At 40.6% G+C, this 25,521-nt stretch carries 29 protein-coding genes; 11 read left to right on the top strand and 18 right to left on the bottom strand.

What is annotated here, in order from left to right; genetic code table 11:
* Positions 1 to 11: 11 nt before the first annotated feature.
* The gene (locus tag MUO15_RS06785; RefSeq protein ID WP_245034621.1) at positions 12 to 749 is read right to left on the bottom strand and encodes an MBL fold metallo-hydrolase; all 738 of its coding nucleotides are present in this window, start codon (positions 747 to 749) and stop codon (positions 12 to 14) included.
* Between the two features lie 115 nt (positions 750 to 864).
* On the opposite strand from MUO15_RS06785, the gene yhfH reads away from it, so the two are divergent.
* Positions 865 to 993 carry a protein YhfH gene (yhfH, locus tag MUO15_RS06790; protein ID WP_245034623.1) on the top strand — a complete coding sequence of 43 codons (129 nt, stop codon included), beginning with the start codon at positions 865 to 867 and terminating at the stop codon, positions 991 to 993.
* A 367-nt stretch (positions 994 to 1,360) separates the two neighbouring features.
* On the opposite strand, the gene MUO15_RS06795 is transcribed toward yhfH, so the two are convergent.
* The 5 genes from MUO15_RS06795 to MUO15_RS06815 form a co-directional block, all read right to left on the bottom strand.
* A complete protein-coding gene (locus MUO15_RS06795; protein WP_245034625.1) occupies positions 1,361 to 2,383 on the bottom strand; it encodes a LacI family DNA-binding transcriptional regulator in 1,023 nt (340 codons plus the stop codon).
* Between the two features lie 214 nt (positions 2,384 to 2,597).
* Positions 2,598 to 4,007 carry a protoporphyrinogen oxidase gene (gene hemY / locus MUO15_RS06800; protein ID WP_245034627.1) on the bottom strand — a complete coding sequence of 470 codons (1,410 nt, stop codon included), beginning with the start codon at positions 4,005 to 4,007 and terminating at the stop codon, positions 2,598 to 2,600.
* A gap of 3 nt (positions 4,008 to 4,010) precedes the next feature.
* The gene (hemH, locus tag MUO15_RS06805; RefSeq protein ID WP_245034629.1) at positions 4,011 to 4,946 is read right to left on the bottom strand and encodes a ferrochelatase; all 936 of its coding nucleotides are present in this window, start codon (positions 4,944 to 4,946) and stop codon (positions 4,011 to 4,013) included.
* 14 nt (positions 4,947 to 4,960) lie between these two features.
* Positions 4,961 to 5,995, bottom strand: a complete 1,035-nt coding sequence (gene hemE, locus MUO15_RS06810) for a uroporphyrinogen decarboxylase (RefSeq protein ID WP_245034631.1) — start codon at positions 5,993 to 5,995, stop codon at positions 4,961 to 4,963.
* A gap of 171 nt (positions 5,996 to 6,166) precedes the next feature.
* The gene (locus MUO15_RS06815; RefSeq protein WP_245034633.1) at positions 6,167 to 8,335 is read right to left on the bottom strand and encodes a transglycosylase domain-containing protein; all 2,169 of its coding nucleotides are present in this window, start codon (positions 8,333 to 8,335) and stop codon (positions 6,167 to 6,169) included.
* Between the two features lie 93 nt (positions 8,336 to 8,428).
* Between MUO15_RS06815 and MUO15_RS06820 the strand changes: the two genes are divergently transcribed.
* Positions 8,429 to 8,935 (top strand): antibiotic biosynthesis monooxygenase family protein, encoded by a 507-nt coding sequence (locus MUO15_RS06820; protein ID WP_245034635.1) that lies wholly within the window; start codon positions 8,429 to 8,431, stop codon positions 8,933 to 8,935.
* A gap of 49 nt (positions 8,936 to 8,984) precedes the next feature.
* Here the strand turns inward: MUO15_RS06820 and MUO15_RS06825 are convergent, their stop codons facing one another.
* Both MUO15_RS06825 and MUO15_RS06830 read right to left on the bottom strand, forming a co-directional pair.
* Positions 8,985 to 9,476, bottom strand: a complete 492-nt coding sequence (locus MUO15_RS06825) for a thioredoxin family protein (protein ID WP_245034637.1) — start codon at positions 9,474 to 9,476, stop codon at positions 8,985 to 8,987.
* Positions 9,476 to 9,901, bottom strand: a complete 426-nt coding sequence (locus MUO15_RS06830; protein WP_245034639.1) for a disulfide oxidoreductase — start codon at positions 9,899 to 9,901, stop codon at positions 9,476 to 9,478. Before MUO15_RS06830 ends, MUO15_RS06825 begins: the two co-directional genes overlap by 1 nt.
* 238 nt (positions 9,902 to 10,139) lie before the next feature.
* Here MUO15_RS06830 and MUO15_RS06835 point away from each other — a divergent pair, with 238 nt between their 5' ends.
* Both MUO15_RS06835 and MUO15_RS06840 read left to right on the top strand, forming a co-directional pair.
* Positions 10,140 to 10,574 (top strand): ferritin-like domain-containing protein, encoded by a 435-nt coding sequence (locus MUO15_RS06835; RefSeq protein ID WP_245034641.1) that lies wholly within the window; start codon positions 10,140 to 10,142, stop codon positions 10,572 to 10,574.
* A gap of 116 nt (positions 10,575 to 10,690) precedes the next feature.
* The gene (locus tag MUO15_RS06840) at positions 10,691 to 11,866 is read left to right on the top strand and encodes a M20 metallopeptidase family protein (protein WP_245034643.1); all 1,176 of its coding nucleotides are present in this window, start codon (positions 10,691 to 10,693) and stop codon (positions 11,864 to 11,866) included.
* Here MUO15_RS06840 and MUO15_RS06845 read toward each other — a convergent pair.
* Genes MUO15_RS06845 through MUO15_RS06855 form a run of 3 tightly spaced genes read right to left on the bottom strand, consistent with a single transcriptional unit; the run spans position 11,863 to position 14,571 of the window.
* Positions 11,863 to 12,570: an EcsC family protein gene (locus MUO15_RS06845; RefSeq protein WP_245034645.1), complete on the bottom strand. Its 708-nt coding sequence runs from the start codon at positions 12,568 to 12,570 to the stop codon at positions 11,863 to 11,865. The two genes, MUO15_RS06840 and MUO15_RS06845, sit on opposite strands and share 4 nt — an antisense overlap.
* Positions 12,571 to 12,620: 50 nt before the next feature.
* Positions 12,621 to 13,835, bottom strand: a complete 1,215-nt coding sequence (locus tag MUO15_RS06850) for an ABC transporter permease (RefSeq protein ID WP_245034647.1) — start codon at positions 13,833 to 13,835, stop codon at positions 12,621 to 12,623.
* A complete protein-coding gene (locus tag MUO15_RS06855; RefSeq protein ID WP_245034649.1) occupies positions 13,828 to 14,571 on the bottom strand; it encodes an ABC transporter ATP-binding protein in 744 nt (247 codons plus the stop codon). The genes MUO15_RS06850 and MUO15_RS06855 overlap by 8 nt, the downstream gene beginning before the upstream one ends.
* 150 nt (positions 14,572 to 14,721) lie before the next feature.
* On the opposite strand from MUO15_RS06855, the gene MUO15_RS06860 reads away from it, so the two are divergent.
* From MUO15_RS06860 to MUO15_RS06870, 3 genes are all read left to right on the top strand, one after another.
* Positions 14,722 to 15,156, top strand: coding sequence for an HIT family protein (locus MUO15_RS06860; RefSeq protein WP_245034651.1), 435 nt, complete (start codon positions 14,722 to 14,724; stop codon positions 15,154 to 15,156).
* 129 nt (positions 15,157 to 15,285) lie between these two features.
* The gene (locus MUO15_RS06865) at positions 15,286 to 15,816 is read left to right on the top strand and encodes a tryptophan transporter (RefSeq protein ID WP_245034653.1); all 531 of its coding nucleotides are present in this window, start codon (positions 15,286 to 15,288) and stop codon (positions 15,814 to 15,816) included.
* A gap of 172 nt (positions 15,817 to 15,988) precedes the next feature.
* Positions 15,989 to 16,393, top strand: coding sequence for a YtxH domain-containing protein (locus tag MUO15_RS06870; protein ID WP_245034655.1), 405 nt, complete (start codon positions 15,989 to 15,991; stop codon positions 16,391 to 16,393).
* A gap of 127 nt (positions 16,394 to 16,520) precedes the next feature.
* Here the strand turns inward: MUO15_RS06870 and MUO15_RS06875 are convergent, their stop codons facing one another.
* From MUO15_RS06875 to proV, 3 genes are all read right to left on the bottom strand, one after another.
* Complete coding sequence (locus tag MUO15_RS06875) at positions 16,521 to 17,453, bottom strand: glycine betaine ABC transporter substrate-binding protein (protein ID WP_245034657.1); 933 nt, start codon at positions 17,451 to 17,453, stop codon at positions 16,521 to 16,523.
* A gap of 80 nt (positions 17,454 to 17,533) precedes the next feature.
* Positions 17,534 to 18,385: an ABC transporter permease gene (locus MUO15_RS06880; protein WP_245034659.1), complete on the bottom strand. Its 852-nt coding sequence runs from the start codon at positions 18,383 to 18,385 to the stop codon at positions 17,534 to 17,536.
* On the bottom strand, positions 18,369 to 19,571 hold the full coding sequence (gene proV, locus MUO15_RS06885; RefSeq protein ID WP_245034661.1) for a glycine betaine/L-proline ABC transporter ATP-binding protein ProV: 1,203 nt from the start codon (positions 19,569 to 19,571) through the stop codon (positions 18,369 to 18,371). The genes MUO15_RS06880 and proV overlap by 17 nt, the downstream gene beginning before the upstream one ends.
* A 282-nt stretch (positions 19,572 to 19,853) precedes the next feature.
* Here proV and MUO15_RS06890 point away from each other — a divergent pair, with 282 nt between their 5' ends.
* Positions 19,854 to 20,360, top strand: coding sequence for a GbsR/MarR family transcriptional regulator (locus MUO15_RS06890; RefSeq protein ID WP_245034663.1), 507 nt, complete (start codon positions 19,854 to 19,856; stop codon positions 20,358 to 20,360).
* A 441-nt stretch (positions 20,361 to 20,801) separates the two neighbouring features.
* Here the strand turns inward: MUO15_RS06890 and MUO15_RS06895 are convergent, their stop codons facing one another.
* Complete coding sequence (locus MUO15_RS06895) at positions 20,802 to 21,134, bottom strand: DUF1878 family protein (protein ID WP_245034665.1); 333 nt, start codon at positions 21,132 to 21,134, stop codon at positions 20,802 to 20,804.
* A 231-nt stretch (positions 21,135 to 21,365) separates the two neighbouring features.
* Between MUO15_RS06895 and MUO15_RS06900 the strand changes: the two genes are divergently transcribed.
* Together MUO15_RS06900 and MUO15_RS06905 are read left to right on the top strand one after the other, a co-directional pair.
* Entirely contained in the window at positions 21,366 to 21,914 is a 549-nt protein-coding gene (locus MUO15_RS06900) for a DUF3267 domain-containing protein (RefSeq protein WP_245034667.1), read from the top strand.
* A 466-nt stretch (positions 21,915 to 22,380) separates the two neighbouring features.
* The gene (locus MUO15_RS06905; protein WP_245034669.1) at positions 22,381 to 22,563 is read left to right on the top strand and encodes a hypothetical protein; all 183 of its coding nucleotides are present in this window, start codon (positions 22,381 to 22,383) and stop codon (positions 22,561 to 22,563) included.
* 52 nt (positions 22,564 to 22,615) lie between these two features.
* Here the strand turns inward: MUO15_RS06905 and MUO15_RS06910 are convergent, their stop codons facing one another.
* On the bottom strand, positions 22,616 to 22,699 hold the full coding sequence (locus tag MUO15_RS06910; protein WP_079529326.1) for a YjcZ family sporulation protein: 84 nt from the start codon (positions 22,697 to 22,699) through the stop codon (positions 22,616 to 22,618).
* 197 nt (positions 22,700 to 22,896) lie between these two features.
* Between MUO15_RS06910 and MUO15_RS06915 the strand changes: the two genes are divergently transcribed.
* On the top strand, positions 22,897 to 23,910 hold the full coding sequence (locus tag MUO15_RS06915; RefSeq protein ID WP_245034671.1) for a peptidylprolyl isomerase: 1,014 nt from the start codon (positions 22,897 to 22,899) through the stop codon (positions 23,908 to 23,910).
* A gap of 79 nt (positions 23,911 to 23,989) precedes the next feature.
* On the opposite strand, the gene MUO15_RS06920 is transcribed toward MUO15_RS06915, so the two are convergent.
* Positions 23,990 to 24,184 carry a sporulation YhaL family protein gene (locus MUO15_RS06920; RefSeq protein WP_245034673.1) on the bottom strand — a complete coding sequence of 65 codons (195 nt, stop codon included), beginning with the start codon at positions 24,182 to 24,184 and terminating at the stop codon, positions 23,990 to 23,992.
* A gap of 59 nt (positions 24,185 to 24,243) precedes the next feature.
* The gene (locus MUO15_RS06925) at positions 24,244 to 25,509 is read right to left on the bottom strand and encodes an MDR family MFS transporter (protein ID WP_245034675.1); all 1,266 of its coding nucleotides are present in this window, start codon (positions 25,507 to 25,509) and stop codon (positions 24,244 to 24,246) included.
* Positions 25,510 to 25,521 lie beyond the last annotated feature (12 nt).

Raw genomic sequence — 25,521 nt, forward strand, 5'->3', positions numbered from 1 at the left:
GATTTAACAATTTATTGAGTACCTTCTCCCCAAGTTAATCCTTCGGTCGCTAACTGAATCGTCCCGTGAAAAAAATCTTCCGCTTCTTGTTTCAGACGGGTGTGTTGACCGAAATGGGGAAGATGGCTTAGCCAAAGGGTATCAACATTTGCTTGGCTTGCAATCGTAGCCGCTTCCTCACTTGTCATATGCCCCGGTCCGCTACCATCCATTCCTTTATAAAAATTGGTATCTGTAACTAATAAATCTGCTCCTTTTGCAAATGGGATCCACTCCCTGCTATAACTTGTATCAGCTGTATAAACAAAAGTATCTGTCCCATCACAGATCCTCATACCATAGCAAGGAACAGGGTGAGTTGTTTTTAAGAAACTTATAGAAAAAGGTCCTAATTGAAGGGTCTCCTCTGGGTGATAAGCAATGCCGTCTGTATATTGGTGGGATAGCTTACTAAATGCCACATCTTCTGAATGTCCATAAATGGGCAAAGTCTTCTTCGTTTGCTCTACTGAATTTTGCACGAGCCAAGCATACTGTAATACACCAAGATCAGCTATATGATCATGATGATAATGAGATAAAATCACAGCATCTAAATCTGTAACTTTTTTGAATTGTTGCAATCGTGACAACGTCCCACTTCCACAGTCCACTAATAACGTATAGTTACCTTTCTCCACTAAATAACTCGATGTGGCACTTCCTGCAGCAGGATAGCCACCCCAATATCCAATCACGGTAATTTTCATTTTCTCACTCCTTATAACTTTTCGCCTATTTATTAATTGTTTTATAACAGAATGTTGATTTTTGCATATTGTTATAATACAATGATAGTAATCAATAAATTGGAGGCGATTTTTCATGATGAACGTACTTGAATTCTTCCGTAACCTTCCGAAAAAACAGTGTGCGAGTTGCGGCAATGTCATTCAGGAACAAGCAGACTGCTACGGCAATCTGTGCGATGAATGTAACTCACCTGCTCGTTAAAGATAGTATTCCACACAATAGAATGATTGGAACATCCTCTTTTTTGAGCAGCTGAAATAAGCTGCTATTTTTTTGCCTTACCCGTAGTGAGATCGTTGGTTTTTGACTCATTTCCCACAAGAAGCTTGATATTCGACCGGACTTCGCCACGCTCTACTCGAGTTTCAAATGCTCCCTCAATGATTCTTCCCTAATTCTCAAGTATTCTACCCAAACCTCTCAGGATTCTTCCACAAACTTGAGGATTCAAACCAAATCCAGAAAGATTCTAACCATAATTCCGATGATTCTGTCTAAACTCCGAAAGATTCTCCCCTAACTCAATTTCTCCTTCTCCAACAATTGTTTAAAGCATAAAAAAACCGCACTATAATTGTGCGGAAGAAGAAACAGAATGACGCTTTGTCGAATCTCGAATGATCAATTGGTATGGATAGATAAAGCAGCTATTTTGGCACGATCGTTTATCACTCATTTTCCTTACTAGAACTTCGACTGTTTTAGCAGCCATTTCTTCGATCGGCTGTTCCACTGTCGTAACGGCTGGGACCATAAGTAAAGAAAGCATCTGATTGTCAAAGCCTATGACAGCGAGATCATTAGGTATCGTCCAATTAGACTGGCTGGCGGCATAAATAATTCCGGCGGCTACTTCGTCCGAACCTGTAAATATCCCATCAACATGGGGATGGTTTTCTTTTAAAAACTGAAAAACTTTCTGACCATCACTTACGTCTAATGCCCAGTCGATCTCCATACCCATTTCAAAAGGCAGGTCATATTCAGCTAAGGCCACTAAAAATCCGGCTTTGCGTTCTGAAGCGAGATATGTTTTGTGTCCACCACTCGCATAGGCCAAGTGCTTGCAACCTTGATGAATCAGATGCACGGTAGACTCGTAGGCTGCTTGCCTATGATCGATGTGAATCATGGACACCCCATTAATGGGCATATATTCATTACATAACACAATCGGTCCTGAAGTAAGATAGGGTTCCACATCTTCCCAATCATTGGTCAATGATGCCATCACAATCCCATCGACTTGCTTTGTTTTTAAGAGTTGTAAATAATCGATTTCTTTTTGCTTTTTATCATGTGTTTGACAAACGATTACCTGATAGCCGGATTTCGAGGCTTCTTTTTCCAACGATTCAATTAGGTGGCCGAAAAAAGGATTCGTAACTCTTGGCAATAATACGGCAATAGTTTCCGTTCGCTGACTACGCAATCTGCGCGCTGATGAATTCGGCACGTAACCTAAGTCTTTCATTGCATGTATAATTCGTTTCTTTTTTTCTTCTGTAACGTAAGGCTGATCATTAATGACACGGGATACAGTGGTTCTTGATAACCCCGCTAATTTTGCTACATCTTCAATCGTAGCCATATAATTCCCCCTGCAAGACTTCCTTTTTTGAAATCGCTTTCACAACAAAGCATACTAACAGATTCCAAAAGATGCAAGAATATAGCGCTTGCGTAGTGCTAGGTTAGGGATGGAGAGCATGTTCAAAGTCTATTACCATCGTCGACCTCCAGCCTCCTTTCGATTTCTTACATTCTTCCATTACAATAAAAAATGGCTGCTTAGTCGCAGCCGTTTAGCTTGTCTTCATATTTAAATGTTGTAGTATGTTTTGTACAGCCGTTTCACCTTGATCGATACAGTCTGGCAGACCAATGCCATTATAAGAACCCCCTGCTAAATAAATCCCTGGAAGTTCATTTCGCATGTGTTCCTCCACTTCATTCAAGCGTTCTTTATGACCAACGAAATATTGCGGCATGGCATTATACCAGCGGGTTACGAGGGAAAACTCAGGTTTAGCTGTAATATCCATCGTTTGATTTAAGTCCTTTAAGGCTATTTCAATTATTTCCTCGTCAGATAAATCAACAACTTCCTGATCACCCGGCTTCCCTAAATAGCAGCGAAGCATAACTTTTCCCTCTGGTGTAGAATGTGGCCATTTTTTATGTGTCCATGTACAGGCAGTGATTCTGAACTTGCTGTTTCTGGATACGACAAAACCAGTACCGTCAATATCCTTCTTTATAGCTGATTGATCAAAGGTCATGACCACGTTAGCCACAGATGTAGCTTTCATTTTCTTAAAGGGATCCATGAATGAATACTGAGACAGCATGCGCTGGGCTGCAAAAAATGGTGCCGCAATGACGACAGCATCACATTTTTCTACGGTTCCATCACTTAAGAGAAGATAATAATAGCCCTGTTTCTTCTCGATATGGTCGACTTGCAAACCTTTACGAATCGTTCCTGACTCTAACTGGTCAGCTGTTGCTTCGACAAGAGATTCAAGGCCATCGCGCATTGTCCGAAACATGCTTGGCTTCTTCGCTTTTTTAGGTGGAAGCGTTCTTGTTTTTCTTAACCCTTTAATTAAGCTCCCGTATTCTTGTTCTAGTTCATAGAAATGGGGGAAGGTCGCCTGCAAGCTTAAGTCATCAATATTTCCGGCATAAATCCCTGATAGGAGTGGTTCAATTAAATTTTCTACGACTTGGCTGCCTAATCTGCGTCTAAAGAACAACCCAAGTGATTGATCGTTTTCTGCGGTTTGCTTGGACTTAGCTAAGTCGAAAGCGGCCCTCACTTTGGCTGCTGGCGTAAAAAGGCCAGAAAATAGAAAGGGGCGAACTCTTGTAGGAATGCCCATCACAGACCCCTTAGGCATTTTATGAAGCTTTTCATTGACTAAAATGTAAGATTGACCTGTACCATTTGGAACGAGCTGGTCTTCCATCCCTACTTCGCGAGCCAACCTCATTGCACTCTTTTTACGTTCTAAAAAGGAATCAGGACCGCGCTCAATGGTGTACCCATCATGTTTGAGTGTACTTATTTTCCCACCTAAATGCTCGGTAGATTCGATCAGTTGCACATCCAAGGGCAGTTGATGTTGTTTTTTTTCTTTTTGTAAATAATAAGCAGCGGTTAATCCGGAGATTCCGCCGCCTACTATGATTACTTTTTTTGTTTGAGACATCTGTTACACCTGTTCTTTCACTTTTTGCATGACTACACCAGCTAACGTGTATATAAAAGTCGGATGAGTGTTTGGCATTTCTGGACGATAATAATTCGCTCCAAGCTCTTCACAAACGACTTTACATTCATAATCATTGTCATACAACACTTCTAAGTGATCGGAGACAAATCCAACTGGAGCGTAGACAAACGATCTATACCCCTTCTCGCTATACAAGTCTCTCGTTAAATCTTGAACGTCAGGACCCAGCCACGGATCTGGTGTGTTCCCTTCACTCTGCCAGCCAATCTCATATTGTGTAATTCCTGTTGCTTCAGAGATGAGTTCAGCGGTTTTCTTCAGTTGGTCAGGATAAGGATCGCCGCCATCCAATATTTTCATTGGTAAACTATGTGCTGACACGACTAAACAAGCTTTATCTTTCTCTCCCTCGTCCATTTTTGCGTACTGTTCAAGAATTTTCTCTTTCCAGAATTCAATAAAGCCGGGTGCCTCATACCAGCTTTCAACGGAACTGATTTGGATATTATGCTTGGCCGCTTCTTCTTTCGCGCGTCCATTGTAGGATTTCACGCTATACGTTGAGTAGTGTGGTGCTAGTACAAGGGACACCGCTTCCTCTATGCCATCCTTCGCCATTTGTTCGACAGCATCCTCTACAAATGGTTCAATATGTTTTAAACCTAGGTATAGTTTGAACTCAATATCATCTTGCATTTCATTTAATGCATTCGCAAGTGCTTCCCCCTGATCCTGTGTAATCTGTGCTAATGGAGAAATACCGCCAATCGCATCATAGCGATCTCGCAAGTCCTGCAACATTTCATCAGTTGGTTTACGGCCATGTCGAATATGTGTGTAATAACGTTCTAAATCTTCTTCTTTATAAGGGGTTCCGTAAGCCATGACGAGAAGCCCCATTTGTTTTTTTGCCATTAGTCTTTCACCTCTTAAGATTTTGAGTAGTCATGAATAAGATGTGTGAGTCGTTTTAAAGTTTCAGGTGTAATGTCAGGAGTAACACCGTGTCCTAAATTAAAGATATGGGCTGGATGTTGTTTGCCTTCATCAATAATCTGCTTTGTACGTTCTTCAATAACATTCCAGTCTGCAAGCAGAATGGAAGGATCCAGGTTCCCTTGCAAGGGTTTTGTTATCCCCATCGCGCGGGCTTCCGTCACGGATAGTCTCCAATCAAGACCAAGTACATCGATCGGCAGGTCATTCCATTGCTGCACTAAATGCCTTGCCCCGACACCAAATAGAATCAGAGGAACCTGTTCGGATTTTAATTCACTAAAGATGATGTCCATCACTGGTTTAATATAGGTTTGATAATCTGCCTCATTAAGGGCACCTACCCAAGAATCAAAGATTTGGATGGCACGTGCCCCTGCCGCTACTTGAGAACGTACATAAGTGATCACCATGTTAGCTAGTTTATCCATCAACTTAAACCACGACTCAGGGTCGCTGTACATAAGCGCTTTAGTTTTATTATAATTCTTAGAAGGGCCACCCTCAATCATATAGCTTGCCAGCGTAAACGGAGCACCGCTGAAGCCGATCAACGGTACATTCAGCTGTTCTCTTGTCAGCAGACGGATCGTATCCAGTACATAGGGAACATCTGCTTCGGGGTCGATCGTCCCCAACTTGGCAATGTCTGCTTTGGTTTTTATTGGATTATGAATGACCGGGCCAATCCCTCTTTTAATTTCAACATCCACACCAATCGCAGGAAGCGGAGACATGATGTCTTTGTAAAGGATCGCCGCATCTACTCCATATTGTTCCACAGGCAGGCGTGTGACATAGGCACACAACTCGGGTTGATGGGTGATCTCAAACAAAGAATACTTTTCCTTCAATTTACGGTATTCTGGTTGAGAACGTCCGGCCTGGCGCATAAACCAGACAGGAGTATAGTCTGTCTCCTCTCCTCTAAAAGCCTTTAAAATCGTATCATTCCATTCTTTATTCATCATTCACTACTCCTTTATAGCACGAGTTCAAAAGGTCCCAATTATTATTTGGTGACTTTCTGAAGCTCTTCTTATACACGAACATTGATCATCCATTTTCCACTATACTTTTTAATCATCAATGTGTATAGAAAAACGAACCTTTTGTCACCATTTTGTACGTTTTTCGAACTACCATTCAAGCGTAACAGAATTGGATGGTGTCCCTTCAAGTCCTGTAAGCGGATCGTAAGGAACGACAACAAATGTAGGATGATCCCAAACGTCTAGTACTCCTACATGGTATTCACCTTTCCCGGTCACTTCGTCAACTAACGTTCTTTTTTCCCCTGTACCTTGATAGATTCGATAAACAACCCGATCATCTTCGCCAGGTGTCCAACTGAGAGTCCCGCGTATAATTCCAATTCCGCCAAAGCCAATCGAACCTTCTACATCGTCTACTTTCGGAAGAATAATTGGTTCTGGCAACCTTTTCATACCTTCTGGTTTTGTAAAAGTTTCTGATAGGTTTTGCAGATGGCCTACTCTTGTAAGGATTGATTTCATTAATTTAGTTGGATAGGAGCTCCCGCCCGTCAAATAGTAGTCTTCGCCTGACTGGTCGTACCCCATCCATAGTGTGCCAGTATACTCAGGGGTATAACCCGCGAACCATACTTCTTTATTTTCGCCATTAACAGTTGGATGCTGCTGTGTCCCCGTTTTCCCTGCTAATGCTTTAGGATAGCTTCCTGCTTTTGCTGTACCCTCAGAAGCAGTTGTCTCAAGCATTTCTGTCATATGCCAGGCCGTTTGCTTGTTGAATACTTGCTTCTCTTTTTGCTCATGACGATGAATTATTTCACCGTTACGGTTTATAATCCGCTGTATGGTGTACGCATTTGTCACTTCTCCTTCATGGGCAAAACTTCGATAAGCTTCTGTCAGCTGCAAAGGAGAATACCCCTTAGATAATCCCCCTAGAGCTATCGATAGCCCTCGATCTTCCGTTGGCAAACCAAGTGCATCCAGGTATTCCTTGGCATAGGAAATACCGATCTGATCAAGTAACCAGACAGCAGGTGCGTTTTTAGAATCGACGAGTGCCTGATAAAGAGAAGTGAGCCCGGTATAATTCCCATCATAGTTACTAGGTGAATATTCTCCATAGGATCGCTTTTCATCAACAAGCAGTGAATAAGGGATATAGGTTGGGCTCATTAACGCAGGGCCATATACAGCCAAAGGCTTTATGACTGACCCTGGCTGTTTCTTAATCGTAACGCGATTCAAATCTCCATGCCTAAAGTCTCTCCCGCCAACCGCCGCAACGATAGCTCCGCTTGTATTGTCCATAAGCGTAAATGCACCTTCTACCTCCGCTTTTGAACCAGGTACAAATTCTCCATTTTTCATTTCTGCAGCAGCCATTTCCTGTATTTCGGGATTCATTTTCACAATTAAACGGTATCCTCCGCGCTTCAATTCATCACGGGACAAATGGTACTGCTCAGCTGCTTCTTTAATAACTAAATCAACATAACTGTTTGACCACGTTTCACTTTCTCCTGTACCTTTTTCGACTCCGAGCGTCGCTCCTTGTAAGCTGACCATGTTCTCAGCCTCAATCACCCCTATTGCCTCCATCCGAGAGAGAACGATATTTCGACGGTCCTCTGCTCTTTCTGGGTTTTCAAAAGGTGAATAATTGTTAGGTGCTTTAGGTAAAGCAGCAAGCAATGCACCTTGGGGTACGGTTAGTTCAGAAACAGATTTGTTAAAATATGTTTGCGAAGCTGCTTCGACCCCGTACGCGCCATTGCCAAAATAAATCCGATTCAAATACAATTCTAAAATTTCATCCTTCGTAAAGTTTCTCTCTAAATATATGGCTGCCATGACTTCTTTTGTTTTCCTCATCCATGACTTATCATTGGACAGGAATAAGTTCTTTGCTAGCTGCTGGGTAATCGTGCTGGCGCCTTCTACTTTATCCATAGTAATGATATCACGATATACAGCTCTTAATACGGACTTAAAATCGACACCTGCATGCTCATAGAAGCGGCTGTCCTCAATGGCAACAAACGCTTGCTGCACGTGTTCAGGTATCTGCGAAATATCTACTAACATACGGTTCTCTGTATAGATCCGTTCAATCACTTCACCTTCAACTGTCTCCACTGTTGTCGCCGCATCCAAAATAAGGTCTTTTTCTGAGACGACAAACCTTCCGCCAAACACAATAAATAGATATCCTAGTAAAGCCAGTAAAAATATTGAACCCAAAGCTATTGCTGGCCATTTAAAGGTATTTAGCCATTGTGGGCGATCTTTTAAATATTCTTTGATGTTCACACCTTGTGCATCCTTTCTCATCACGTTAAAACTTGCGGTCCGTACTGTCCAATTGCTACACTTAAAGTAATGCAGGAAAGGGGACATTTCTATATGAAAGTATCTATGACAAATGGTACATTAAACTATTTAGCAAAGCTAGATAAGCAGCATAAAGAAGCAAATCTCTTGTTTATGCAGGATCAGGACAAAACAGTAGCCTATTACGAAGGAAGTGAACCTTCTGTATTTGAAGAAGGCCGTGAGTATGAGATCGTTGATTCTGCGGGTAATCTGCAAAACACAGGCTACGTTGTTATGAATAATATCCCTGTTTCTGATGAAGGCCGTCCCTTGTTTGAGGATCGTTTTAAGAAAAGAATAGGATCTGTCGAGGGAATGGATGGATTCCAGGCTATTCGAATTTTACGTCCAGTGCAGGGGAATACGTATGTTGTATTCACACAATGGCGAAATCAACAAAGCTTTGAGGATTGGAAGAATTCGCAAGCTTTTGAACAAGCCCATCAAAACTCTGGACCCAAACATAAAGAAAAGCCTTCCTTCATCGATGGCAAACCTTATATTACTAAATATCAGATGGTTCAACTCGAACAATAATAAACCAATAGTTATAAATAAAGTGAGCGATCTCTGTCGCTCACTTTTGTTATTGCTGTTCAGATGTGTTAGTCAATACTTCCTGTTGGAAAAAGTCTTTGAACGTTGCCTCTTCCTGTGATCCCACGATTCTCGCGACCTCTTCCCCATTTTCATAATGGACAAGGGTGGGCGTAGCCTCTATCCCGTATTCTTGCCACTGATTAGAAAATTCTAGAAGATTAAGCTTTTTCATATCTATTCCCATTTCCTGTGCGATTGGCACCAAGACAGGAGTTGTCCGTTGACAATGGACACATTCAGGACTATAAAAGTAAACCGTTGTAGGTTCACCTGAATTAATTTGTTTCTCCAGTTCATCTGGTAGAATCTGATTTTGATAATTTGGATCATCCAACTGTTCGATGGTAGCCTGCTCCAAATTACTCTTCCCGTATGGATTACCTTCTGCTTTCTGAGAGTTTTGATAGTTGACGACAAAGGCAAGCACAACAAGCAGAGCGACTAATATCGTCCCAAATATAATCATATTTTTCTTCATTAGCTATTTTCCCCTTTCTGACGAATCATTACTACGTGACTAACAAAAATAATAATAAATGCTGTTCCCGCTAAAAAGGGGATGGTAATAAAGCCAAAGTAGTTTATGTATTCTGCGTTACATGGAACTACCCCGCACGAGTCTCCTGCTGATTGAAAGGCCGGCACCTTTTGTATCAAATAGTGGTAAATTGAGACAAACATGCCCACCCCACTAAGAATCAGGCCGGAAAAAGCAATTTCTTTTTTCTTTTTAATTAAGGCAGCACCATAAATAATGATTAATGGATACATGAGAATTCGCTGATACCAACAAAGTTCACAAGGTGTATATCCAAGGATTTCCGAAAAAAACAAACTCCCCATCGTAGCTACAAGAGCTTGAGCCCATGCAATAAACAACAAAGTCTCACCTTGCTTATTCATATTAATCGTCCCCTCTTCCTCTCTCCATAAGCCATTATACAAGGTATCGCTTTGAAAACAAAACAGTTAAATCAGAAAAAACAACCTTTCACGTTATTTTCACATGTAAACGAGCTAAGGCAGCTTTTTATCTCCGCCCCGGGACAGAGATAGAAATATTCATTTTAACGTTTAAAGAGTGAGGATCAGGGAATAAAACTAAATGGAGACAACTTTTTACCTGGAAGGATGATAATCAATGGATGAAAAAATGAAGAAACTAATCGATGGATTAAATGAAGACTTGGCTCACGAATATGCTGCTTCAATTATGTACACATATAATGCGGCAGTTGTATCCGGGCTTTATCGTTCCGTGCTCAAGCCATTTTTTGAAAGTGAAGTCGCTGATGAACAGGGACATGCTGTTTACTTAGCTGAAAAAATCAGTACACTTGGCGGCACGCCTACAACTACTCCAGCTGAAGTGAAAGCTTTATCAGAGGTAAAAGAGATGCTTGTTGAAGCTAGAAATTCTGAGTATGATACAATTAAACGTTACGAAGTGCGTAAAGAACAGGCAGAGGAGCTTGGGCTAACTGAGCTTTCCATTAAGCTTGACGATTTGATTGCAGATGAGACAGGCCACATGGAAGAGATTGACCGTCTGCTCCAAGATTCTCGTTTACACTAATAAACAATAAGTATATAAGCTCGCCGCATGTGCGGTGAGCTTATTTTAGTTTTATTTGTCAGAATCATTTGGTATATTGATTATCATACTACTAATTGAGAAGGAGGAAAAACAAAATGTGGGATTCTCTTTTTGAAGCAATTGACAGCCAATACGAAAATATGGTGAAAACAAGACGATATTTACACCAACATCCCGAAGTTTCTTTTCATGAATCGGAAACCGCTTCTTTTATAGCAGATACATACAAACGTCTGGGCATTCCATACGAAAGGAATGTAGGTGGAAACGGTATTGTTGCCACATTAAAAGGTGGAAAGCCTGGAAGGAAAGTGGCATTAAGAGCAGACTTTGATGCGTTGCCTATTCAAGAGGAAAATGATGTAGCCTATAAATCTAAAAATGATGGTGTCATGCATGCCTGTGGTCACGATGGACATACGGCATCTCTGTTAGGATTAGCCGAAGCACTTCTCCCTTTCCAGGATCAGATTCCTGGAACAGTTGTTTTCATACATCAACATGCAGAGGAACTTCCTCCAGGCGGTGCAAAAGCGATGATCGATACTGGAGTGCTTGATGATGTAGATGCCGTGTTCGGTACTCATTTATGGGCGACAGCGCCGCTTGGTACGATTCAAACTTCTAAGGGGCCTTTTATGGCAGGCACTGATAGTTTCACGATTAAAATCCAGGGCAAAGGTGGCCATGGAGCTCAACCCCATTTAACAAAGGATGCCATTGTCATTGGTTCCCAGCTTGTTTCATCTTTACAGCAAGTAGTGAGCAGAAGAGTGGATCCCCTTCATACAGCCGTACTTACTGTCGGAACGTTTGAAGCCGGACAAACATTTAACATTATTGCGGATTCCTCCACATTAACAGGTACTGTTCGCACATTTAATCCTGAAGTACAAGAAGTGATCATAGCGGAAATGGAGAAATTGATCAAAGGTGCTTGCATAGGTAACGGTGCAGATTACCAATTCGATTATCAGAAAGGATATCCTCCTGTTATCAATCATCCTGAACAAGCAGACTTGATTTTACAAGAAGCAGGAAAGGCAGACTCCTCTCTTCAAACAGAGGAAGTCGATCCATCTATGGCGGGTGAGGATTTTGCCTATTATTTAGAAAATAAACCAGGCGCGTATTACTTTACGGGCGCACAAATACCTGATCACACCTACCCTCATCACCATCCGAAATTTAATTTTGATGAACGCGCCCTCCCTCATGCAGCCAAAACGCTTATTCAAGCCTACCGCTCTTATCAAGAACAAAACAGCTAATTTTGCAACAGCCGGAGACGATAGGCATTCATTGTCGTCTCCCCTAATTGCTCAAGAAACCTTTTATTTGCCACATAACCGACGATGGCCCCAAACCCCGGTACGAGCTGTAATAGTTTTGCAAGATCAATCGTATCACGGTATTCAATTTGCAGTGTTCTCCAGTCTATCCTTCTTCTCTCTGTTGGTACTTCTCTCCAGTTCAGTACAATGTCCCTCACCTTTGTTTTTTCCTGATCACTTGAAAAAGCTAACATAAATACATGTAGCAAATAGACCCGTTCCTCATAGTCATCTACGTTCAAACCATAGTATTGGGCAGTATCAAATAAAAACTTCATTTTGATGCTTAATAGAAGCGGGAAATCTACAGCTCCAAGCCAGAACCCTCCGAATCCCGTGCCCGCTCCTTCCCATGAAGCTGTATTTTTATACTGTTTGAGTCGTTCCTTCACAAGCTCCTCCCGCTCTTTGAATGTCCATGATTCTTTGATCTCTATGGGGTGAATATATTGCGAGGAAGTTAGCGCAAGCTCAATCATCTTACGAATACTCTCCGTAACGATCGTATGGATGCGCTCAGGAACTCTATCGTTGATCGATGATTGAATGCGTTTTGACGATCGTTGAATGATAGAAGAACGCTTTTCTATCGACTTACTCCATCTCAATGCTTCCTTATACACTTGTGCTTCATAACTCATCCAACAATCCCCCTGTTTTATAAAAATACGGCCCCCAGCAAGGAACCGTACTACACCAATTTTTGTTTCACATAGCCTTGAATAAAAGCAAAGCTGAATAGGGTGCCACCTACCATTACGAGTAAAGCACCTAAAAAGTTCGTCTGGATAATAAACAACACGGTAAATAAAACAGTCTGAACGATCATCAACTGCTTAAGACCATTAAGCATCGCTACTTGCTTCCACTCTGACTTTACCGGGTATAAATCAAGCCAGGCAATAGTACGATGATGATTCCACAATGACATCATCTGAAAGGCACTTAAATAAAGGAACAAAATAGCAAAGGCCACTTTCATCCAAACATTCGGTACAAACCAAATCGCTAGTCCACCAATTCCTACTAACCGTAAGTACATTCCTAAATAATCACTGCTTCGAACAAACGTGATTCGATACAGATAAGTAAAGGTTTGATTCTGACGATAGCTAATTGGAGCTAACAATAAACGGACAAGTGGATGCCTCTTTTTGACGCTGTTTTTTAAATGAGGTACATCCGTGAACATATTGGCTATTCGATAAAAAGTCCGCATCCTGGCTTGATCCTTACTTACGAGTAAATCAAACGCTAGTCCAGCTTTTTTTCTAGAAAGAGAGTAACCATACAGCATCATGGCAACGAGTAAAACAGTCACGATGCTTGCGAAGACCCATTCTCCTTTAGCTAGAAAATAAAAGAGAAGAATACTTATTGCCTCTCTCACTATCTGATCCGCCATACGGATATTTGCATTGCGTTCCTTTAACATCCACCAGTTCGCTAACATGTTCCATACTTTTGCAACGAGAATGACAGCAATCATCATTAAATAATGTCGTGTTCCAAGCTCAGGGTATGATGCAAAATATAATGGGCCGAGTGCAGCGACAACTAGAAAAATCAAATAAAGCTGGATGATAAAGCTATAGTATAAGCAGCGTTTAAAATAATCACCCAGCTGATGCTCCGCTGGCAGCAGAAATACTAAGTCCGGCTCTTTTAACAAGGTGCGAACAGGGCTGTAACTGGCAATGAGGCCAAAAGCTATCCCTACAACCCATGCAGTTGGAAACGATTCAGGAAGCTGCATGAGCCACTGCTGATAGTAATAAGCTAAGGCTGAAACAAAGAAAACCATAGCAATGGCGATATGACCATTGAAAATATAGCGCAAGTAACGACTTGTTTCCTTTATATGATCCTGGAAGCGGTGACTCCAAAATTCCTTCGCATTAATCATCGTCTTCTTCCTTTGTCAATTCAATATAAATATCGTCCAGGGAAGCCCCAGGTTTGTTAAAGGATTTCCTAAGCTCATCTAACGTTCCCATCGCTCGTATTTCACCATCATGCAAAATAATAAACCGATCACAGTATTTCTCAGCTGTCGCTAATATGTGGGTAGACATTAATATACCAGCGCCGTTTTCCTTCATTTCATCCATCCGTTGAAGATAGGATTGAATCCCAAGTGGATCAAGCCCAACAAACGGTTCATCAACGATATAGAGCTCTGGTTCAATAAGGAAGGCACACATAATCATAACCTTCTGCCTCATCCCTTTTGAAAAATGGACAGGAAACCAATTGAGCTTCCGTGTTAACCGGAATTCTTTCAATAACGGATCAAGCCTTTTCTTGAAAGTTTCTTCTGGCACATTGTAAGCCATTGCTGTTAAATGCAAGTGCTCATACAATGTCAATTCATCATACAGAATCGGCATTTCAGGGATATAGGCCAGTTGCTGGCGGTAATTTTCAGGATTCTCTTCGAAAGTTGTCCCATTGATTGCTACTTTACCTTTTTTAGCTTGCATCATTCCGATGACATGTTTAATCGTCGTACTCTTCCCCGCTCCATTAAGTCCAATTAATCCGACGATCTCTCTTGGAAAAACATCAAACGAAATTCCATGCAGTACGTTTTTATGCGTGTAACCACCGTGAAGGTTATCGATATGTAACAATGATTTCATTGTCGTCCCTCTTTTCATTTGCGTACATTCTTCACAAATTTTATCACACTTTTCTTAAGGCTTGCATCTTTCTACTATAGAGGGACGGATATCGTTAAAACACCTTAAATTATGATACAATTATACAAATGATACCAAGGAGTGAATGTTATGACACAAGTAGATGATTGTATTTTTTGCAAAATTATTAACGGTGACATCCCGTCGGCTAAGGTGTATGAGGATAAAGATGTGTATGCCTTCCTAGATATTAGCCAAGTTACAAAGGGTCATACGCTCATTATTCCTAAAGAACATACGAAGGACATTTATCATACTCAATCAGGTGTAGCCGAAAAATTGTTCGCACGAGTACCTAAGATTGCCAGTGCGATTAAGACATCCTTTCAGCCTATCGGTTTAAACCTGTTAAACAATAATGAAGAGCCTGCCGGACAATCTGTTTTTCATCTACATATCCACCTTATTCCCCGCTATGGTGCTGAGGATGGATTTGAACCAAAATGGACGGTTCATACAGAAGATTATACCAACGAAGATTTGCAATCCATTGCTGAGCAAATTAATCAAAATATTCAGAAATAGGCAAAGTGAAGACTTTGCATTCCCATTGTTTTTTGCTATAATAAGGCTATGCTTTTGCAGGCGGTCAAAAAGATACGTCTGAGGAGTAAATTATAGATTAGATGAGTAGAGATGAGGAGAGATGTTCAAGTGAATACACGTGTATTAGTTATGCTATCGTTACTTGTTGGAATTGGTGCAGTACTGCATGCCATTGTCCCCCCGTTTTTCTTGGGGATGCGTCCGGATATGATGCTTGCCATGATGTTCTTAGGAATTATGCTTTTTCCTAAACTTCAATATGTCATTATTCTATCTGTCGCAACCGGCTTTATTTCAGCCTTAACCACAACCGTTCCAGGAGGTCAGTTAGCTAACTTAATTGATAAACCTTTAACTGCTTTAGCATTCTTTGGCTTGTATCTATCACTACGTAAGTTGCTTAAGAAAGCAGTTGCACCTGTTCTTACAGCAGTCGGAACGATCATAAGCGGTACTATTTTCTTAAGCTGTGTCCTATTCGTTATCGGACTTATGGATGCAAGCTTTACGGTTATGTTTGCCACTATTGTGCTACCTACAGCTGCGGTGAATACGATCGTTATGGTAGTTATTTATCCAATTGCACAACGGATTATGAAGCGGACACAGATCAATCCATCTGTTCCTGTACAACCATAGATCCGGCTAGTAGCTACTCAATCATGCCAAATTACAAAGACCGCTACATCTTTTGTAGTGGTCTTTTTCTCTAAGAAACACTCTTTTTTAAACATTTTCATTAATTTAGGTTTCAATCGTACATATTAAGAGAAAATAATAAGTAGGAACTTGATACGAAAGGGGATTTTTTATGCCAAACGCAAAATCGCTTGTACTCGGAATGATCGTGGGTGGGGTCACTGGCGCTGCCTATACATTATTTAACACACCATCATCTGGACGTGACTTCCGTGAAAACGCCAAACTTAAAAGTGAAAATCTAAAAACAACGATTATGAGTTTAAAAGAGGAAGGAATGCAGTTAAAAGATCAAATTGCTCAAACTTCCAAAGAAGGTGCTGAACTGATCAAGGAACTTTCTGAGGATGTGAAAGTATCCATTGAAAGCTGGAAGCAAACGGTTGAACCTCACCAAAAAAATATTCAAAAATACCTTGAACAGATTGAAGAAAGCCTAAAAGAACTTGAGGAAAAGGCAAAGGCAGAGCAAGATACCGACACACAGCCTAGTCATGAAGTCATTAATCACCAATAAAGTTCTTGATATTTTTAATAAAAACAACCCAAAAAGGTTCAGCTCCTTTTTATTGGGTTGTTTTTTTATATACAAAAGGCTGCACACAAACCTATTGCTGTGTGCAGCCTTTTTATTTATGACTCCATTACTCCTTTGGCTGCAGGTCTTCGATTGAATCCACATCCATGTAAGATGGAACCACAAGTCCAACTTTAGCCCCTTCTAGATTTTCACCTAGATCAACTAGACTATCTTTATATTCTGCATATAAATCACCGTGAGTGGCTGGTAGCCAAGCCGCGACCATACCTGCTACTTCACCTTCTGCAACAGCTTCCCACATTGGCCCATTATTCAGTGGTGTAATCGTTACATCAAATCCTTGCTGTTTCAATACTTCTGCGACCACGTTTGTTGATGCTATTTCGGTATCCCAATTTACATAAACAAGCTCCACTTCAGTACCATCAACTGTTTCTGTACCTTCTGTCCAAGAACTTACTTTATCTTGGTTCTCTTCGATCCATGCTTTTGCAGCTTCTTCCGGGGCAACACCGTCATTAATTTCTAGCATCACGTTCTCTATATCTTCTCCAGTCCACTGAAATGCATCAAGAATTTTATAGGCATTCGGCTTATCTTCTTCAAGTCCTTGACGAACCATTGTCTTAATTTGCTCTGCTTCCCCAAATACGCCTTTAGGGTCCTTAAGATATTTCAGGTCATATTTTGCGAATTTCCAGTGTGGAGACCAGCCAGTTACTACGATAGGTTCTTCATTTTCAATCGCATCACCTAGAGCCGTCGCCATAGCACCTGAAGAAGAAGTTGCAACTTCCCACCCTGCGAGGCTTTCGTATTCTTCAACAGCTTTCTGTGATGCTGCTACAACACCAGCACCTGCTTCGATACCAGTAATTGTATAATCCAATTGCTCTCCATAGCTTGCTTTTTCACTATCTTCTCCACCGCTTGTATCTGTAGATGCCTCTTCTTCAGATGATCCACACCCTGCAGCTACAAGAGTAAGTGAAAGTCCTGCAGTAATTCCTAGACGCTTCCAGTCTAAATTAAACATTAAAACCTCTCCCCTTTATAAAGTTATCTATTGTTAAAAGACTGAGACCAGCCTTTTTAACCTCTTACTAACACAATTTATTAAGCTTGATCTCCACGCTGAGTGTTTAAGTTTTGTGTGAAGCGGTCAATAATAATAGCTAGGATAACTATCCCAAGACCCGCAACGAAGCCTGTTCCGACTTCAGCACGTTGAAGACCTGTTATAACTGTTTGACCAAGTCCCTTCGCACCAATCATTGAAGCAATTACAACCATGGATAGGGCTAACATAACGGTTTGGTTGATTCCTGCCATAATTGTTTTTTTAGCCATAGGGAGCTGGACTTTAAAAAGCTTTTGGAATCCTGTTGTACCAAAGGCATCAGATGCTTCAATTAGTTCATGTGAAACTTGACGAATACCCAGGTTTGTAAAGCGAACCGTTGGCGGTGTTGCAAAAATAACGGATGCAAATACACCTGGAACCATACCAATACTGAAGAAAGCAACAGCAGGGATTAAATAAACAAATGCTGGCATCGTCTGCATAAAATCTAAAATTGGTGTAAGAATACTCTCTATCATTTTACTTTTCGCCATCCAGATTCCAAATGGAACACCAATAATGACGGATATTAAGCTGGCAAAAACCACCAAAGTAAATGTATTCATTAGCTCTGGCCATAGCTCTTGGTTTTGGATAAACCATAGTCCGATTACCGAAAAAGCTGTAAGTCCGAACTTTTTACCTGAAACAAAGAAGGATAGCAAACCAACGACTACAATAAACAGCCAAATTGGGATTTCCATTAGCAGTCCTTCAGCAAAGAATTCAATAAAATTACCAAAGTCTTCTTTTATAAAGTCAAATAAAAATTCAAATGTGTCTGTTGTCCATTCTGTAGCTGCAGAGACCCATTCAGCTACTGGGAGTTTAGGAATTAGTTTCATTTAAATTCACCTCATTTCCAGCTAATGCTGCAATGACTGTTCCTCTAACAATAATCCCGATCAATTTGCCATCTTCAATAACAGCAACAGGTACTGGGGCATCATGAATAATCGTAAAGATTTCTTGCATTGACGTGTCTTTTTTAACCTGTGGCACATCTTTACGCAAAATCGATTTTAGATCTCTTTGTTCTTTTTTAGCTGCTTCGGAAACATCATCAGCTGTCACAAATCCGTGAAGATTTCTTTTCGCATCTGTAACATAAATACTAGAAAGCCCTTCTTTACGCATCCTCTCAAGCGCTGTTCTCGGACCGTGTTTCTCGATGTCGACCGTTTCCGGACGCTTCATGACATGCTCAGCCGTTAATACTTTCGAGCGGTCCACATCCTCGACGAATTTCTCTACATAATCGTTTGCAGGATTAACTAAGATTTCTTCAGGTGTTCCAATTTGAACAATACGTCCATCCTTCATTAATGCGATACGATCGCCAATTCTTAATGCCTCATCCAAATCATGTGTAATGAAAAGAATAGTTTTCTTCATCGATTCTTGAAGCTCTAACAGCTCATCCTGCATTTCTTTTCGAATAAGCGGGTCAAGCGCGGAGAAAGCTTCATCCATAAGTAATATTTCTGGGTCATTGGCAAGCGCACGCGCTAACCCCACACGCTGCTGCATTCCGCCAGAAAGCTGGACTGGAAATTGATGAATATATCCGCCAAGCCCTACCATTTCTAAGGATTCTTGAGCTTTTTTCTTTCTTTCGTCTTTATCCACACCTTGGACTTCCAAGCCAAACTCCGCATTTTCTAAAATCGTCCGATGCGGAAACAAAGCAAAACGCTGAAACACCATACTTAATTTTTGACGACGTACTTCTCGTAATTTTTGCTTATCGATTTTAGCTAGGTCTTCCCCATTAATCAAAACACTTCCTTCAGTCGGTTCAATTAATCTATTAATTAGACGGACTAAAGTAGATTTACCACTTCCGGAAAGACCCATGATGACGAAAATTTCTCCTTCCTCTACATTAAAGGAAGCTCGGTTCACGCCTACTGTATTTCCGGCTTTTTCTAATATTTCTTCTTTAGATAAACCCTTATCTAAATACTTCGTTGCCTTTTTCGCATTCTTTCCGAAGATTTTAGATAAGTCTTTAACTTCAATGATCGGCACATCTCTCACCTCTTAGCTTAAATTGTTCATTAGTAGTACAGGCCAACGTACTTTATTACAGCGACTTATATACTGTAACCTATTTGCAATATAAAGTTCAAACGATAAATCCTATTGTATAAGTTTAAAAATTACGTACAGTTTAAACTGTACGTAATTTAGCGCAGGAAACGTGGCTATTTTCGCCTATTTCCTTCGAATTTCAACTCAATCTGTAATTTTTCAATTTATGGTATATATAGTAGTGTGTTGTTGACCCTACTTGAGCGGAGGAGAGATCTTATGGAGCTTTATGATCGTCAAACACTTGAACACTTGAATACCAAGGTGATCCAGGAGTTCTCTAAAACACTAGAAATGTTTGGGCTATCACCAGGGGATGCTCGCTTATTTGTTACCCTTTATATCCATCGTACACCCATGACCTTAGATGAAATGAGCGAAGCGCTCGGCAAGAGTAAAACTTCTATGAGTACAGGTGTCCGCAATTTAGCTGACCAAGGATTAGTTGAACGCGTCTGGAAGAAGGGGTTTAGAAAAGATCTATATAAAGCAGATGAAAATTTATATAGTAAGTTTATGAATACTTATATTAAGAAGTGGCTTACAGCGAGTCATGAGCAGATGGTTACACTTCAATCACTCGACAACCAAATGGAAGCGGATTCAGATGAAAAGGAACGGCCTTATGAAGTCGCTCAATTGCAGAAAAGAGTGGATGATATGATTCGTTTTCATAGACTCATATCTGAGGCATTTAAAGAAATCCAACCAAATAGCTCAAGGTAACCCAACCTATGCTAAGTGAACGACTTAGTATAGGTTTTATTTTTGTTTAGGAAGGAAGATATTTGATTATGGTAAGAATTTGACTCCTCGAAGCGTGAGAATGATAAGCGTAGTACATATATTGAACTATCCAATGAGGGGGGGGAATTTGCTTGAAGATACTCTAAAGAAATATAATCCTGAAAATAATTCAGTATTACGTGGATCATTACCTATGACCGAAATGTATGGTAAGCTCCGGAATTTCTTGATTTATCTGCATTGATCAGAGAGATCTATGGGGATAAATACATGGGCATCCTTGAACGTTCCCTTGAAAATATCGAGACCAAGAAGCCCAATGGAATCAAGCATCTCAGATCGAACATCCAAACAACGGTCCAAATCCTCCTAATACAATAAAAAGAAGCCCTTTCTAAGTTTGCTAAGGAAAGGGCTTCTTTATATTTTTAACAACTGCAATAACTTATTTGTAAGTGATGGGTAAATATTTTCTTCATACATAGCTATAATTGTTCTCTCAACGGGCATTTTGTAAGAAAGCATCCCCGCAAAGTGGATAAGCAATGAGGAGTGATCAACCAATCCGTTCTCAAGATCCTGTTCGTATGTATCCTCAAGCTCCTCAAATAATCGTATGGTCTGCCAATATTCTTCCTCAGTCAGGCCATGTTGAATCACCATATTTGTAAAGGGATATTGTTTCATCTCCTTCACCTGTAACAATAACTGCAGATGAAAATGAAGCCGCGTGCACGGGTCCGATCTTTCCACTTTCCTCTTCCTCCTTATGACGTTCACAACAAGGCTATTTTACTGTAAATGTAGGCTTTTATAAAGGCAAAAAAAATTAATATTTTTTTCCTCAAAAACCTATTGATTTTTCACGAGAAACATACTAACATACGTCTTGTGCTAATCGCTTTTCAACCACTACAGTAAACCAATCATAACGATATTTTAGATAAATTCACAGTACTTTCTTTTGTAAAGGAGGATTCTTAGATGAATTGCTGGAAAACAGTCGATATCAACAAAGAATTCGGTCCAAACCGTATAAATTTACTATCACTATTAACCGGACTTATGTCTTTTCTTATCATTTATCTTCCGTTCTCAATCATTCATGGAACGCATGAACTGAAGGATCATGGCTTTGTACCTTTAATGATGATCTTATTCTTGCTGCCCGCTATGCATAGATTAATGCACATATTACCTTTAGTATTGCTGTACAAACGAGTACGGGTGACTTTTAAGTTCAGGAAAAGATTCACACCGACATTCACCTATCAATGTACGTCCAAACTTTCAAAACAAACATCCATTATAATGGCACTTGCTCCGACATTCTTAATTACAATGCCAGCCCTTATGATGAGCTTTATTTTTCCAGGTTACTTCGCTTACTTGGTTCTGTTCGCAGCTGTTAATATCGGCCTTTCGTTTTCCGATTTTCTTTATTTAAACCAATTTGCCCGTGCACCACGCCGCTGTGTCATTTCCAACTCAAAAAGTGGGTATGACATTCTTATCCAAAGACCGGAATTGTAATAAAAGTGAAGCGCCGCTCTTATAAATAAGAGCAGGCGCTTTTTTAGAGGTTGTTCAAAAAGTCGCCAAATGATAAGAGGCGAATCTCTTCGTTGGCTTGCTTTTGAAGAGCGTGTGCCCCTGCGTCTACGGGCCTATTCAAAGAAGTAAATTCCTCGGGCAAGGCAGCGAGGAAGGATATTCTCTGAAGTGCTACTCACGTATCAATAAGCAGCAGTGAAACTTCTACTAAAACCGTGCACGTCCTGTGCAAGTCCGTTCCTTGGAAAAGAAGGACATTTTTCCTTCGTGCGAAGCCGATTCGGGGAAGATTTCCTTAATACCCAAAGCTATGACGCCTCGACCTTCTTTCTTCCAACTTCTAATTTGGCAACTTTTTGAACACTCACTTTTAAGGGTTTCTTCTGTTCAACCTCAGGAAATTTTGATAAAGTAGTTTAATAGGGAATAAAGGAGGTTCTTCACTTTGGCATTTGTATTTGTTATTTACGGTCTAATCGTCTTATTTGTATTCAATTCTCTCACTCATTCCTTATGTTTGAAAACTAAAATGTCTAATGAAAAACAAGCACGAGTATTTCGAACTATTAACGTGCTTATAACGATTCTATTGATCACCTCATATGTGGATGTCATCAATCATATGTAAGGAAACAGGCTATGTTCCTAAACGTAAACATAGCCTGTTTTTTATTGCTAAATTACATCCAAGCTGCACCTACAATGATGAGCAAGATAAATAAAACTACGATTAACGCAAATCCACCACCATATCCGTAACTCATAAACTCACCCCCAACCTTGAGACATATCATATCCTATGCGTTTAAAATCTTATTTGAATGGGCCCGCACCTAGCCTTTTCTGATTTTTTACTCTTTCTGTGGAATAGATGAGGCAAAATATGTTATATTAACTCATGGGCTGTTAAAACCTCTACGTCAAAAGAAAGATTACAAATTGTTTGAGGAGTGTACGTGATATGAAAAAAATAGCTATAACTGCTGCACTAGCAGCTAGTGTATTCACTTTATCTGCTTGTTCCTCTGGAGAATCAGAAGCGGTTGTTGAAACAAGCGGCGGAGAAGTGACTAAAGAAGAATTTTACGAAGAACTTAAGAATAAACACGGTGGACCAGTTCTGCAGCAACTAGTTCTGGGAGAAGTGCTGTCCGCTAACTATGAAGTATCTGATGAAGCAGTGAATCAAGAGTTAGAAGCACTGAAGGAACAGTACGGCGACCAGTTCGAAATGGTCCTTCAACAAAGCGGTTTCGCGAATGAAGAACAGTTTAAAGAGACCATTCGTTTAAGCCTTCTACAGGAGCAGGCAGCTGCTGAAGAGGTAGATATTTCTGAAGAAGAGATGAAGCAATACTATGAGCGTATGAAAACAGAAATACAAGCAAGTCATATTTTAGTAGCCGATGAAGAAACGGCAAAAGAAGTGAAACAAAAGCTTGAAGATGGCGAAGACTTCGGAACATTAGCTAGTGAATACTCTAGCGATGGCACAGCGAAACAAGGCGGTAAACTTGGCTACTTCGGACCCGGTAAGATGGCGCCTAAATTCGAAGATGCTGCCTACAACTTAGAAGTTGGAGAAATCAGCGATCCCGTACAAACACAGTTTGGCTACCACATTATTAAAGTAACGGACAAGCGTAAAGTTGAAGATGTAAAGCCATATGAAGAAGCGAAAAAAGAAATTAAACGTACACTTGTCAGTCAAAAAATCGATCAGCAGACACTACAAGCAAAAATGAATGAGCTTATGAAAGAAGCTGAAATCGATGTGAAGATTGAACAATATAAAGATTTGTTTAAACAACCAGAAGCTCCTGCCAATCAAGGAGGAGGTTCTTCTGAAGGAGGAGAAAATGGCTCCTCTGAAGGTGGCAATTCTGGAGAGGGCAATGGTTCCTCTGAAGGAAACAATTCTGAAGAAGGAAATAGCTCTTCTGAAGAAACCAACTCTGAAGAAGGCAATTCTTAATAATAATGAACAGAAGCCAGGTGGTTTGAACCACCTGGCTTCTTTCTAGTTTAAGAAATTGCCTCTCTTTCACGCTTTTTCAAACCACATCTCTCGCTTTTTTCCCTCGCTTTTCCTTTTCCTCATTCATTCTAGCCAAATAAACTCGTCCCTCACGCTCGATAAACTGTTGCTCTATCTTTTGTTCTGCTCTCATAGCACGGAACGCCATGTATCCGCTGATAAATATGAAAACAGTGCAAAAGAGCACCCAAATTGGAATACCAAATATCATCGTGATATCCTCCCTGTCCCATTTATTATCATTTTATGAGTGGATGCACATAAATATGATTAAGAATTGGACAAGGACGCTCTTTCCATTTTGGCAAACATCAAAGAATAGATAACTGCACCGCCAATGGCTAGCAGACCGATCACAGTAAAAACAACTTGATAGCTAAAGTAATTTGTCGCTACTAGAGAAAACGGTGCAAGTAAACGTCCTAAAGTAAACCTTAAGGAAGCAGCAGAAAAATATTGTCCCCTCATATCTAGAGGTGCAAGCTTTGCAATAAAGCTCTCCTGAATCCCGACGACCATTAATTCAGCTAATGTAAAAATACCCATAGCCAAAATAAACACCCAAACGTTTTGTGTCAAACCGTAAAGGGTCATGCCAAAAGCGTAAAGAAGGCACGAGGAAATGAATACGCGCTTTTCTTTTAACCGATTCATGTACCTTGTAACAAGGACTGTAAATAAAGCAACAAGCAGGCCATTCTCTGCCAGGATTAAACCAAAGGCCCGTTCTCCTGAAATCGTCCATTTGAAATCTCCAATATGAACAAGCGTCTGATCTTGTACAACCTCGCTCGTATAAACGGCGATCAGAATGTCAAGCTGCATGAAGGTTTGCGAAACAAGTACCCCGGCTATGATAAATAGCAAAAATGTTCTATCTTTAGCAATAATCCTGTAATCATTCAGCTCCTCCCATAAAACTGTCGTCCACTTCTTCCCTTTTTCCTTCACACGCTCCTTCACGGTAGTCGTTTCATCAAGGAAATAGGCTAAAACAACGGCAAGAATAGCTGTTATAATCACTCCAGTGAGGAGCATTTCAAACCGATGGGTATAAAATATATAGCTCCCCACAATCGGACCAATAACGACAGCAATATTGATTGACGTATAGAACACGGCAAAGACACTTGCCCTATGTTTCTCAGCAACCACATCAGCAACCATAGCGTGAGATGCAGGCCAATACAATGCCCCAAACACTCCAAGTAGACTAAACGAGAAAAACGTCAGCAATGGAGAGCTTAACCACGGGGAATTAGCCGCAGCAAACAATATAAACGATACACTTTCCCCTATAGCTGCAAACACCATCATTCTCTTTCTGCCAAATCGATCAGCACAGTATCCGCCTATTAAACTCGCTGCTACCGAAAACACTTGTGAAAGTACGAGCAGCAACCCGGCTGAATTCTTACCAAATGAACGTTCAAAATAGATCGTCATGAAGGGAAAGAACGCCCAAAACAATACATTCATCGTCCCTTCCCCAAATAGACGAATTTTTAAATTCCTATCCCAATCTCTCCACTTCATTCTTCTATCCCC

Source organism: Halobacillus amylolyticus (assembly GCF_022921115.1).
In the GTDB taxonomy this organism is placed as follows: domain Bacteria; phylum Bacillota; class Bacilli; order Bacillales; family Halobacillaceae; genus Halobacillus_A; species Halobacillus_A amylolyticus.